The sequence below is a fragment of the Rhizobium sp. 57MFTsu3.2 genome (assembly GCF_012932765.1).
GTDB classification, from domain to species: Bacteria; Pseudomonadota; Alphaproteobacteria; order Rhizobiales; family Rhizobiaceae; genus Rhizobium; species Rhizobium altiplani.
Genome location: NZ_JDWI01000017.1, coordinates 116,689 through 128,615 on the forward strand (window position 1 = coordinate 116,689; position 11,927 = coordinate 128,615).

Genomic DNA, 11,927 nt, shown 5'->3' on the forward strand with positions numbered 1-11,927 from the left:
TGCCATGACATCGTTCAGATTCATTCATGCCGCCGACCTGCATTTGGGCAGTCCCTTCAAGGGGCTGTCGGTAAAGGATGAGCAGCTCGCGGCGCTCTTTTCGAGGGCGACCAGAGAGGCGGTAACGCTGCTGGTCAGCCGTGCGGTCGAACTCGCCGTCGACTTCGTCGTCATTGCTGGAGACATCTATGACGGAGACTGGAAGGACAACAAGGTCGGTCTGTTCTTCAATCGTGAAATGGGTCGGCTGCAGCGGGCGGGCATTCCAGTCTACCTGATACGTGGAAACCACGATGCTGCGAGCGTGATCACCAAGACGATCACACTGCCCGACAACGTGCGCGAATTTGCAACGAGCAAGCCTTCCACCTTCCTCATCGACGAGAAGAAGGTCGCCCTCCATGGACAGGGTTTTACGGACCGGGCGGCATACGAAAATCTAGCAATCGGGTACCCTTCGGCAATTGCAGGCTGGTACAACATAGGAGTTCTGCACACCTCAATGACTGGACGCGAGGGGCATGAGGCCTATGCGCCGTGCTCGGTCGACGATCTGCGATCGCGTGCTTACGATTATTGGGCCCTTGGCCATGTTCATGAATTTGAAATAGTCGCATCCGATCCTCTGGTTGTCTTCCCAGGCAATCTCCAGGGTCGAAGCATCCGTGAGCAAGGCGCAAAGGGTGCAGTACTTGTTACTGTCGATGATGGGATCGCGACCGTTGATCGCCTTATCGTTGACAGCGCCCGATTCATCTCAATCGGTATCGACGTTAGCGAAGGCGATCTCGATGTCGACGTATTGAAGCGGATCGAGGAAGAAGCGATTCGCTTGTCGGCGGAATTCGACGGCAAGCCAGTCGCGGCACGCATCCGGATTTCTGGGGCCTGTGCCTTCTACGACGACCTGGCGCGTGATCGAGCGCAGTGGCAGGATGAGGTGCTCGCGGCATGCCAGCGGGCGTACAGTGACATCTGGATCGAGAAACTTGAGCTGCGGCTCTCCTCCTCGGTGCCCGTCGCGGCGACCCCCTTTGCAGGAATTGAGCTTTTCAGGGCGTTAGAGGATCATGGGGACGATGCTATCCATGTCGATCAGATCCTGATGGAGATCTTGCCGAAGATGCCCGGAGGTCTCGCTACCAACGACAGCCCGCTTGGCCTGACAAATGTCGAACTGGTGAAAGAGGCACGTGAGCTGCTTCTGGCACGAATGGCGACGGCAGGCTGACACATGCGCTTCGATCGGCTTGATCTTCTCCGATACGGCTCACTTTCGGACCGTTCCATCCCATTTCGGCCGGATGCAAAGTTGCACATCGTTTATGGACCGAATGAGGCGGGCAAGTCCACCTTGCTCCGTGCCCTGTCTGATCTCCTATTCGGCTTTCAGAACGACGTTGCCGGATTGCACAAGTTCGAGCCATCCATCCTCAGGGTCGGCGCGAGCCTAACGCGACGTGACGGCGCATCGATCGATTTCCGGCGCCGTAAAGGTCGCAAGGCAACATTGGTCTCCAATTCGGAACAAGAGGTGCCTCTCGCGGACGATATCCTTTCTCCCTTTATTGGCGGGGTGGACCGATCAGTCTTTGAAAAGGCTTTCGGAATGGATTCTGCCAGGCTCCGCCACGGGGGAGAGGAGATGGCGACGGGAGATGGCGAGATCGGCCGTCTCCTGTTCTCGGCCGCTTCCGGACTGACGGGGCTCACCCAGCTGCGCAAGAGCTTGGACGGTGAGGCTGACGCGATCTTCTCTCAGCGAAAGTCGAAGGACCGGGCCTTCTATCAGGCGCTCGATCGTCACGAGGCTGCGCGGCAGTCCGAGAAAGTTCATGAGCTCCGTTCGCCCGACTGGAAGCGCCTCTCTGATGAAATCCGTGAGGTCGAGCGCCAGTTGGAAGAGCTAGGGCACGCGCGCCTGCGAACGAAAACGCGTCTTGATCTTCTACAGAACCTGCGCACGCTCGAACCGCTTCTGACCGATGTCGATGTAGAGTTGGCCGGACTGGCGGAATTTGACGAGATCGCCGCAGTTCCGAAGGAGATCGAGCAGCAGCTCGAAAACCAACTGCAGCGTCTCCATGAACACGCCGCGCGAGAAGCTGCTTCCCTTGCGACGAGCGAGCGCATTCGGGACGAGTTTGAGGCACTGCAGCTCGACCCTGCTGTTTTGAACCAGCGAGACCTGATCCACGAGCTTCTCACGGAGAAGGTGGCGTATTCTCAAGCGAAGGCCGATTTCTCGAGAGTCCGGGCAGAGGTAGCGGATTTCGATCTTGAGCTTGCTGGCCTTGGTCGAAGGGCAGGGCACCGGGGTTCGGTCGAGACGCTCATCCAGACACAGCCGGCTGATGCTCAAATCAATCGTCTCAATAGTCTTATCCGCGATGGAAACGAGCTTCAACGCACCGAGACGAGCCTACGGCAGCGCCTGGAAGACCAGACCTCGGAATTCAGCCGCATCCAACGAACCGAAAGCGGTGGTACGCTTCAAGATGTCGGGCCTCTACAGGAACGTCTTAGTGCCCTCCAGCCAGATATCCGATCGCTCGAACGGATTGACGAAATTGATACCGCGCTGGCAAGGGCACGCCAGGATATCAGCGAAGCGAAGGCTCGCCTGGCTCCTCCAGTCCAGGATCTCGAAGCGCTTCTGAAGCTCCCGCTTCCGGACGAAGTTGAATTGGAGAAACACCGCCCAAATCTTGTAGCAGCTGCCGACCGTGTGAAACGTGCCCAGGAAAAGCGGACAGAGCGCCGCTTGGAGCGCGAGGACGTAGTACAGCTCATCTCGGACCTCGAAGATGATCGGCAACTCATTACCCGTTCGATGATCGAAGAAGCGAGGGCTGTCCGCGATGCGGCCATTCAAGGACTTCAGTCCGGTAATCTCTGGGACGGCGCGTTGCCAGTACTCGTTCGCGAGGCGGACAAACTGTCGGACGGTGCACTTTCGCAAGCTGAAAGAACCGCGCGCCACTCGGCGCTGACGCTGAGGTTGGCTCGACTTGATGGTGACATTGGTACCTGTGATATCGAACTCGAAGCCGCACGGGATCACCAGGAAGGTGCATTGGCCGCATTCTCGGGACTTTTCGATCATGCAGGAATTCCGGTTCTCGATATAGACCAAATGGGCAAATGGCTCCGCGGCATAAATGCCATCGCCAAGAGGCGCGAGAACGTCCGGGACCTGGAAGATCAGCTTCGCATTGTTCAAAGCCGGAATGTCCAAGTTACATCTGAACTTGCGAGCATTGCAGCAGCCATTGGGCTCGAAGCAAAGCTTGCCGGTCCGCTTTCCTCGAACGTCAGGCTCGTGGAGACAAAGCTGGCCGAACTGGCAAAGGCCTGGGATGAGCGGCGTATCGTCCGCGCCCGGCAGGAAACGCTGGAGAACGACATTGCTGATGGAGAGCGCAAGTTCGCTGCCTTGGCCACAGAAGTTGATGAGTGGCGGTCGCAATTTGCTGAAACATGCGTTGCTTTCGGGCTTGATGATGCTCCAACCTTGGAGATGGCTGAAGCTGCAATCCAGGTCTGGAAAGAAATCCCGCGCTGTTACGCTGAAAGACAGAACAGACAGCGCCGTGTCGACGGCATGGCACGTAACATAGATCAATTCGAGGAGAAGCTGTCGGGCGTCTGCAAATCGATCGGTGATGATCTTTCCAAACTCGCTCCGTTACTCGCTGTCGATACCTTGCACAAACGAATGACCGACGCACAATCCGCCGAGGATCGTAATCGACATCTCGCTACAAGCCGAGAACGAGTGTCCGCTGATCTTCAGGAGATAGCCGAAGAAAGCCAGTCGATCAGTCAGGATGTGGCTGCTCAGTTGGCTCGTCTGAATGTCCGGATAGACGGCAGGACACTTCTCGAGCGTCTCGGAAGGCGTCGTGCCGTGGTCGAGAAGCTTGACGACAGTCGGCGGAGGCTGTCGCTGCATTCCAGGGGCATCAGCGAAGACGACATCCGGATAAAACTTTACGATTTCGATCGAGTCGCCGCTGATTTGGAGATCGAGACGCTTGCGGCCGAGGATACCCAACAGTTCGACATGTTCGGCAAGCTCAAGGGAAGACTCGCTGAGCTGGCATCGACAAAAGAGGCGCTCGAGACCGGACTGAGCGCGGAGCAGGCTGCTTTCGACAAAGCATCTGCGGAACAAGAGACACAGGATCTGGCCCGCCAATGGGCTGTTCTGAGGCTCGCCTCAAAACTGCTATCAACCTCTTTGGAACGCTACAGGGAGTCACAGGCAGATCCGCTGCTCGCACGGGCAAGCGAGTACTTCTCCACATTGACGAATGGATCTTTCGTTCGCTTGGTGCAGGAATTCGACGATCAGGATGCGATAAGGCTAAAAGCAGAACGATCCGACGGCGAGCGGCTTCCGACGAAAGCCCTCAGCGAAGGATCCGCAGATCAGCTTTACCTAGCCTTCCGCCTAGCGTTTATTGAGGACTTCTGCAGTCGCAACGAGCCGCTTCCTTTCATAACAGACGATGTATTTCAGTCGTTCGATGACGAACGCAAGGCTTCCGGGTTGAGAACTCTGGCGTCCGGAGGACGGGCGTTCCAGCCGATCTTGTTCACGCACGAGGGCAAGATTGTCGAAATCGCGAATGACTTGCTGCGGGGTGATGTCGATGTCATCAGCTTCGATCGCGTCGCGTCGAGCCTGACAGACGCGTCGAGATGAAGCGCTGCAATCCAGAACCCCGGTCAGAACCCGAAATCGTTCAGATCTTCGAGGTTCGCGCTATTTCACTTCGCCTGACATTCAGCCCCTTTTGAAAAACTAGGGTATCCGATACGGCGACCTGCCGCAGGCAGCCGCTCCTTCGGATTATACGATTTATCCGACTATTTGGTAAGAGTAATGTCCGCTGCGCTACGGGTGCCGATGCTCGCTTGGAGATAAGGCCAATCCGTGAACTCCGTGCCACGCTCGAAAGTGATGGGAGCGCGAGCGAGGTGGGGTAGGGCTTGGGTTCGAGGCTCGTGGTATGCTTCGGGCCCGAGGTATCGATCTGGTGCTCGATGAGACGTTTGCGGAGTTCGTCGAGTGCCACATTCAAGAATTTCGATTGAAGTTCAGTGAAATGTCCAGCGGTGGGCTTGTAGCGCGCTTTTCCGCTTCGCTTCCAGTTCCTCTCGAAATGCTTTCAAAGCGGGGCGTCGCGGTGTCTGGCCCGCTACCACGCGCGCCCATTAGCCCCGGGGAGGCCTGGGAACCTGCATTTTCTTGCAAAGCTTCCGACTACGACGTCGGAGATGCCATGCTTATTAGCGATCTCGCTGGTCGGGCGTTCCCATACCTATGCGAAGAGCTACTCTCTCGACAGGTCGCGTCTTGCCATCGGAAGACCTCCAAGCAGCTGTCAGCCTGCGACGTTTGCCTTGCCACAGATGGCAGCACACCGTTCGAGCAACTCGTGGAACGTCTCGGCGTCATCGAGAAGGAGACCGTCCTCCACCATCCTGGAGTAGTCTTCTTCGAGGGCTTTCCGTCCCTCGCCGACCGGCGTCAGCACCAGGTTGCCGTTTACCGCCGCCTCGTAGTCAATTGGCGATCGATCGGCGGCTTTCTCCGCGAAGAACATCGATTTATGCGTGGCGACGGCGGTTGCTAGCCCGCGGTCGGAAATTGCTCTGTCGGCCAGACCAATGTCGTCAAGGCGCACGATGTCGTGCCAATGGCGCGAAAAGCGCTCGCCTCGGAGCCGCTGCTGTAGGCAAAAGACATGGATCGCGGTGGCCTTTTCCCAGAACGTCCGTTCGGCGTGCATTACCCTCGGGTTGGCCTTCGGAAAGTCGACTCCCTCAACGAGGCCGACCGCATCGCAAGTGACCTCTCGCAGGCTGGCCGGCTCGCCCTGCAGCGCGACAACCAAGATGAGACGAAGCGTCAATCAAGATGAGACGTTGCAGCAGCGGTGGAACGAAGAGAGGGCGTAGCCCGAACGGAGTTCTACCGCTGCTGCCGCACCGATTCATCTGGTGATTGCGGTTCGGCCGGTACTTTGGGTTCTTCGAAGAACGGAGAACCACCTTTGTGCCCGGTCGTCAGATAACCGATCATCAGATGAGGCTTTTCATGAAGTTACGACAAGAGCACAGGATCGAGGTCGCCGCCGCGAAGGCGTCGCTCAGCAGAGCAACGGCCTATCGCATTGAGAAGAACGCGCAACTGCCATCACAGGTGAAGAAGCCGCGTGGCCGTCGACGTCCTGACCCACTCGCCGACATCTTCGATGCTGAGGTCGTGCCGCTGTTGAAGGCGGCACCTGGCATCCGCCCAGTTGCCATCTTCGAGGAGATGTTGCGCCGCCATCCTGACCTCAGCGAAAGCGTTCGCCGGACATTGGAGCGGCGGATCCGTGCGTGGCGGGCCATCAATGGCGATGAGCAGGAAGTGATCTTTCGCCAGGTTCATGAGCCCGGCCGACTGGGGCTTTCCGACTTCACCAACATGAACGAACTGCAGATCACGATCGCAGGCCAGCCGCTCGATCATTTGCTCTATCACTTCCGGCTCGCCTATTCCGGCTTCGAACACGCCCATGCCGTTCTCGGCGGCGAAAGCTTCGTGGCGCTAGCTGAAGGGCTGCAGAACGCTCTCTGGTTCCTTGGCGGCGCGCCGTTTTACCATCGCAGTGACAGCCTGTCGGCGGCCTTCCGCAATTTGGACGCCGATGCCAAAGAAGATCTGACGCGGCGCTACGCGGAGCTTTGCGCGCACTACCGGATGACGCCGACCCGCAACAATAAGGGCATTGCCCACGAGAACGGTGCGATTGAGAGCCCGCATGGCCACCTCAAGAATGCCATTCGCGATGCTCTTTTGCTACGCGGTACCCGTGACTTCGACCATCTCGCTGCTTATCGCGTCTTCATCGATGAGATCGTCAGTCGCCGTAACGCTCGCTATGGCAAGCGCATCGATGCCGAGCGGGCGGCGTTGCAGCCGTTGCCGGGAACGCGCACCAGCGATTTTGAGGAGGTTGTCGTGCGGGTCTCACGCAGCGGCGGCTTCACTTTACGCAAGGTCTTCTACACCGTGCCGTCACGCCTTATCGGACACCGGCTGCGCGTGCGCCTATACGACGAGCGTCTTGACCTCTTTATCGGCGGCACGCATCTGATGACGCTCCAAAGAGGGCGTGCGCATGCCAGCGGCAAACACGACCAGGTCGTCGACTATCGGCATGTCATCCACTCGCTGCGCAAAAAGCCAATGGCGCTGCTTCAGCTTGTCTATCGCGACAAGCTTTTCCCGCGGCAGGAATACCGGTTTGCTTTCGAGACCCTACTCGACCGGCTTTCTGACAAGCAGGCCTGCAAGATCACCGTCGAACTCCTGGCTTTGGCCCATGATCGGGGCTGCGAGCGGGAGCTGGCAGAGCGGCTGGCCATTATCCTCGACGCGGGCGAATTGCCGGACATCGTCGCGCTGCGGACCGCCTTCGCACCCGATCCAGCGCAGTTACCGACCGTTATTGTCCGTCTCGCGTCCCTCCAAGGCTATGAGGCCCTGATCGACGCGGGTCATCTGGAGGGCGCAGCATGAGACACGCCCCGCCTATCGACGCCGCCACGCTCAGCACGCTGCTCAATGAATTCCGCCTCCCTGCCATCAAGGTCCTTTGGCCGGACTTTGCTGAGCGGGCCGACAAGGAAGGGTGGCCCGCGGCACGGTTCCTGTCGGTGATTGCCGAGCACGAACTGGCCGAACGCGATCGCCGCCGCATTGAACGCCATCTCGCCGAGGCACGATTGCCGCCGGGAAAGACGCTCGACAGCTTCGACTTCGACGCCGTTCCGATGGTCTCCAAGGCACAGGTCATGGCGATCGCCGCCGGTGATAGCTGGCTCGCCAAGGGAGCTAACATCCTGTTGTTCGGCCCGCCCGGTGGCGGCAAGAGCCATCTCGCCGCCGCGATTGGCCTCGCTCTCATCGAGAACGGTTGGCGGGTGCTGTTCATGCGTACGACCGAGCTCGTTCAGAAGCTGCAGGTCGCTCGTCGTGAACTCCAGCTCGAATCCGCCATTGCCAAGCTCGACAAATTCGATCTGCTCATCCTCGACGATCTCGCCTATGTGACCAAGGACCAGGCCGAAACGAGCGTGCTCTTCGAGCTCATTTCCGCGCGCTACGAGCGGCGATCAATCATGCTCACCGCTAACCAGCCCTTCGGTGAATGGAATAGGGTTTTCCCCGATCCCGCCATGACACTCGCCGCCGTCGATCGTCTCGTCCACCACGCGACTATCTTTGAGATGAATGTCGAAAGCTACCGGCGTCGATCCGCGATGGAAGCCAAACGCCAGCGTGGCAGACCCGCTTACTTTGCGACAATGAAAAATGCCGCCGAGATTGACGCTGCGCGACAATCAGAACCTAACGAAGCCCTTGCCAGCGACAATCACGATGATACCGTCGACGACGACCGCGACACTAGAATCTCATCCAGATTGTCGCGCTGATCTCACCCAGATTGTCGCCCTACATCGCCCGTCGACCGGGCTCCAAACTCCAGCATCACACTGGGTGCGACATAACCAGATCCCAAGCCGATGGCCTGGTAGTCGATATAGAGCCTGTCGGCCTCGACACGGACCTCCGCTGGAAGCGATTGGTTCTCTAGCTCAGCGGCGATGATTGGTGCAACTGTGTCGCTCACCCACATCGGTAGTCGCCGTCGCACCTCGCTCGACCATCGCTTCTCCTCGCTCCGGGTTTTCGGGAGCGCTTCTTCGCTGTCCCCGACAAGATCAGGGGCAAGCGCGCGGATGTCGTATGTGAGGTCGACGTCTTCCGAGAATCGTCGAATGGCGCCGTAGGCCTTCGAGAGCGAAGTCCCGCCTTTGAAGACAAGGCTCTTACCGAGCGCCGTGGCGTAGAGTGTTCGAAGCGACCAGACGACCCAGACGTCCTTTTCGAGCAAGTGGACTGGACGCTTCGATCGATCTGACGCAATTGCGAGAACCTCTCGCTTGTCCTCGGATGAGAGCTTGAGGAAGTGATCAGCCATGCGCTGCCTTTCCGACGCTTCGCGCGAGCCAGGTCGGAAACTGGGGTGCTGCAGCAACAAGCTCGTTGAACGCCTCGGGGGGCAGTTTCCGCTTGATGCTTGAAAGAGCATCCTCCGCTCGCTCCGGCCCCAGCCAGGCGAGTGCGCGTACAGCGACGCCGGCCGGCCGGCTAGCGAGCGACAACTGCCAGCGAGGGACGTGCTTGAGCTCGACCTTTTGGCTTCCGACATTCATCGTCCGGCTGCGGCCAGAGGTCAGGTAGATGGAGCGAACCGGAACCTGCGTCGTGAGCCCAAGGGCATTGGCCGCCGCCGCTCCATTCGAAACGATGACCTCGCCACGTTGATGTGCGATTGCCTCGACCGCTTGCTCGACGGTCGGCGGCCTGCTTCCGAACCGGCTTTTGATCGCCTTCATATAAATACCACGCCCAGCCCTGATCAGTTCGCCACGCCCATGCAGGCGCGACAAAGCCTGGTCCACTGCGGCCCGGTTTCCGAGATGCAGGAGGCTTTTTGCGGACAGGGCCGTACCCTCCGGCAATTGCTCGGCATAAGCAAGAATTTGAGATGTCAGTCGTTGCATGGTACTTCTCCTGTCAGAAATATATTCGACTTTCTGACACTGTGCAAGTTAGCCGATCAATGCATTTTACGCCTGGCATGTAGCGGCGGCACGCGCGCCCGTCGCCGCGCTGATCGGCGCACGGCAGGCAGGCAAGACCACGTTAGCCCGAAAAATTTCGGATCGAGCGAAAGGCACACTGTATCTGGACGTGGAACGCATAGCGGATCGCCGCAAACTGGAAGATGCCGCGGCATTCCTCCAAGCCCTGGTTGGCCATTTGACAGTTCTTGATTAGGTGTAGCGGTTGCCTGACCTCTTTACGGAATTGCGCGGGATCGTTGATGATCGGCGCGCCGGCGGCGAGCGGTCTAGGCAATTTCTGCTGCTAGGGTCGGCGTTGTTCGACCTGATCCAGCAGGTATCGGAAAAACGCTGGTAGGGCGAACTATCTATCTCGAGATGCCGACAATCGGTGCGGAAGAGGCGGTGGCGGCTGCTGATGGCTCGGCATTCGCCGCCACCTCCGAAGATCAGCGAAGCTGAGAGAGTAGAAGGAAAGGGGGCATGACTGGGTGACCGTCGAGCAGATCGCGAACCTGGTGCCAGATCCGATCATTGATCTCGTTCGGGAGCTGCACGCGGCCGAGGAGGGGAGTGGGGATCACGAGAATCTGCGCGAGATCGTGAGGCAGCTTGCGCTCAAGGCCAACAGTGTCCTTTTCCGGATGAACTCGAACAGAATCGCGGCGCAATTGCCACCGGGTGCTTTCGCGGACGAAGACGGCGATCCTGAGGAAGAGCGGATGGAGGGACTACCGCCTATCGATTTCCGGATTGGGATGCACGGAAAAAAGAACCCCGCATGGTGAGCCGCGGGGTCAAGGTCAGAGCAAGAAACGGAAGATGCCCAAGGGCTTCAAGGCCGTCTCCCGCGGCCTGTTGCAATAAGCGTTGCCGTCGGCGGAACCTGAGACAAGCGATATTTGCCGACAGGGGCGTGAAGCGCTATATTGAAGGCATAGGAGATCGACCATGCTTCTGAAGAAGTACGATGAAAACAAGGAAGCCCTGATGCAGATCGGCCGGGAAGCAATTGCCGAGCGCCGTCGTCTGGGCTTGCCGATCTCCGACCGGGATCTCGAAAACGAGGCCAAGGATCGCGCCGAACACGAGGACATCCGTGTTCCTGCTGCTGCCGCGAGGCAGTAATTGTCTCAGCCATCATGCATCATTCTCGGCGGCCCTAATGGGTCCGGCAAGTCCAGCGCCTATGCGAAGCTGCAGCTCGACGGCGTTTGGGTCAATGCCGATGAGATCGCCAAGGAGCTGACCGGAACCAGTGACGGCCGAGCGGCGGCCGTGGCAGCGGGCAGGGCGGCAATCCGCAAGCTCGCTGAGATGATCGAAACGAAGACATCGTTCATTTACGAGACCACCCTGAGCAGCCAGCAGTCCATCAACCTGATGCGCGACGCGAAGGCGGCCGGGTTTTCGGTCGGACTCTATTACGTTGCCCTGGATACGGTCGAAAGGAACATCGAGCGCGTCAGGCAGCGTGTCGAAGCTGGCGGCCACGACATCCCCGAGGACGACATCCGCAGGCGATATGAAGGATCCTTGGACAAGCTGGCGGCGGCGCTGAAGCAGGCGGATGAAGCCCTGCTGCTCGACAACAGCGGTCTGGAACCTCATGAGGTCTTTAGGATCGAGGCTGGTGCAGTGGTGTCGGCCGACTTCGACGATCGGCTCTACCTGCATCATCGGATGGTCCAGAGCGTCTGCATTGCCTACGACCTGTATCGGGTCGGCAATGTTTTCAGGAAGCGGTAGAAAAGGAAAGGGCTGCCTCCGGAAGACAGCCTTTTTGATGTCGCGCCAACACTCCGACCACGAACCCTCGCAGTCAATGAACTGCCTCCATGAGGCTTGCAGTAAGGGAAATCTATCCTGCGTGGGGTCCGGCTCCACCATGACAGGATTGCCGCCGGCGGCAAATAGGGCAAGTGCTTCGCAAGCCCCTGCCTCAACCGAAGACATGATGCTATTTCTCGGCGTACTGTTCAACCGATCGATCAGTGATCGTATCGATTCATCAGGAACTGACAGGACAGCAGTATCCCTCGGCAGGTAACGCCGAATCCGCCGATTCATGTTCTCAACCGAGCCTTTTTGCCAGGGCGCAGACGGATCGCAGAACCATGCATCGGTTCCCATTCCTTGCTTCAGTCGCCGCCAGGAGACGAATTCAAATCCGCGATCAAACGTCAAACTTTGCCGGGCATGCTTGGGCAGGGGGCTGAGCGCGTTGATGA

The 11,927-nt window shown here is 58.6% G+C and carries 9 protein-coding genes and 3 pseudogenes; 8 read left to right on the plus strand and 4 right to left on the minus strand.

The features are described from left to right. Nucleotides 1-4 precede the first annotated feature (4 nt). Both AF71_RS18600 and AF71_RS18605 read left to right on the plus strand, forming a co-directional pair. On the plus strand, nt 5-1,231 hold the full coding sequence (locus AF71_RS18600) for a DNA repair exonuclease (RefSeq protein WP_169682540.1): 1,227 nt from the start codon (nt 5-7) through the stop codon (nt 1,229-1,231). A gap of 3 nt (nt 1,232-1,234) precedes the next feature. Further along, complete coding sequence (locus tag AF71_RS18605) at nt 1,235-4,711, plus strand: YhaN family protein (RefSeq protein ID WP_169682542.1); 3,477 nt, start codon at nt 1,235-1,237, stop codon at nt 4,709-4,711. 682 nt (nt 4,712-5,393) lie between these two features. Here AF71_RS18605 and AF71_RS18610 read toward each other — a convergent pair. Further along, nucleotides 5,394-5,888, minus strand: a pseudogene (locus AF71_RS18610) (nucleotidyl transferase AbiEii/AbiGii toxin family protein); the annotation flags it as partial. Nucleotides 5,889-6,097: 209 nt separating this feature from the next. Between AF71_RS18610 and istA the strand changes: the two are divergent. Continuing rightward, nucleotides 6,098-7,582, plus strand: coding sequence for an IS21 family transposase (gene istA / locus AF71_RS18615; protein WP_169682547.1), 1,485 nt, complete (start codon nt 6,098-6,100; stop codon nt 7,580-7,582). Next, a complete protein-coding gene (gene istB / locus AF71_RS18620) occupies nt 7,579-8,499 on the plus strand; it encodes an IS21-like element helper ATPase IstB (RefSeq protein WP_169682549.1) in 921 nt (306 codons plus the stop codon). The genes istA and istB overlap by 4 nt, the downstream gene beginning before the upstream one ends. A gap of 23 nt (nt 8,500-8,522) precedes the next feature. Here the strand turns inward: istB and AF71_RS18625 are convergent. Both AF71_RS18625 and AF71_RS18630 read right to left on the minus strand, forming a co-directional pair. Further along, nucleotides 8,523-9,047 (minus strand): annotated as a pseudogene (locus AF71_RS18625) (nucleotidyl transferase AbiEii/AbiGii toxin family protein); the annotation flags it as partial. Further along, on the minus strand, nt 9,040-9,633 hold the full coding sequence (locus AF71_RS18630) for a DUF6088 family protein (protein ID WP_169682550.1): 594 nt from the start codon (nt 9,631-9,633) through the stop codon (nt 9,040-9,042). The pseudogene AF71_RS18625 and the gene AF71_RS18630, both read right to left, overlap by 8 nt. A 154-nt stretch (nt 9,634-9,787) precedes the next feature. Here AF71_RS18630 and AF71_RS31795 point away from each other — a divergent pair, with 154 nt between their 5' ends. The 4 genes from AF71_RS31795 to AF71_RS18645 all read left to right on the plus strand — a co-directional run bounded on the left by AF71_RS31795 (nt 9,788) and on the right by AF71_RS18645 (nt 11,445). Beyond that, nucleotides 9,788-9,910: a hypothetical protein gene (locus AF71_RS31795; RefSeq protein ID WP_348644143.1), complete on the plus strand. Its 123-nt coding sequence runs from the start codon at nt 9,788-9,790 to the stop codon at nt 9,908-9,910. A gap of 277 nt (nt 9,911-10,187) precedes the next feature. Beyond that, nucleotides 10,188-10,484: a hypothetical protein gene (locus tag AF71_RS18635; RefSeq protein ID WP_169682552.1), complete on the plus strand. Its 297-nt coding sequence runs from the start codon at nt 10,188-10,190 to the stop codon at nt 10,482-10,484. A gap of 163 nt (nt 10,485-10,647) precedes the next feature. Further along, entirely contained in the window at nt 10,648-10,824 is a 177-nt protein-coding gene (locus AF71_RS18640; protein WP_169682554.1) for a hypothetical protein, read from the plus strand. Next, nucleotides 10,825-11,445, plus strand: coding sequence for a zeta toxin family protein (locus AF71_RS18645; RefSeq protein WP_169682556.1), 621 nt, complete (start codon nt 10,825-10,827; stop codon nt 11,443-11,445). A 216-nt stretch (nt 11,446-11,661) separates the two neighbouring features. On the opposite strand, the pseudogene AF71_RS18650 reads toward AF71_RS18645, so the two are convergent. Next, nucleotides 11,662-11,927, minus strand: a pseudogene (locus AF71_RS18650) (IS30 family transposase); the annotation flags it as partial.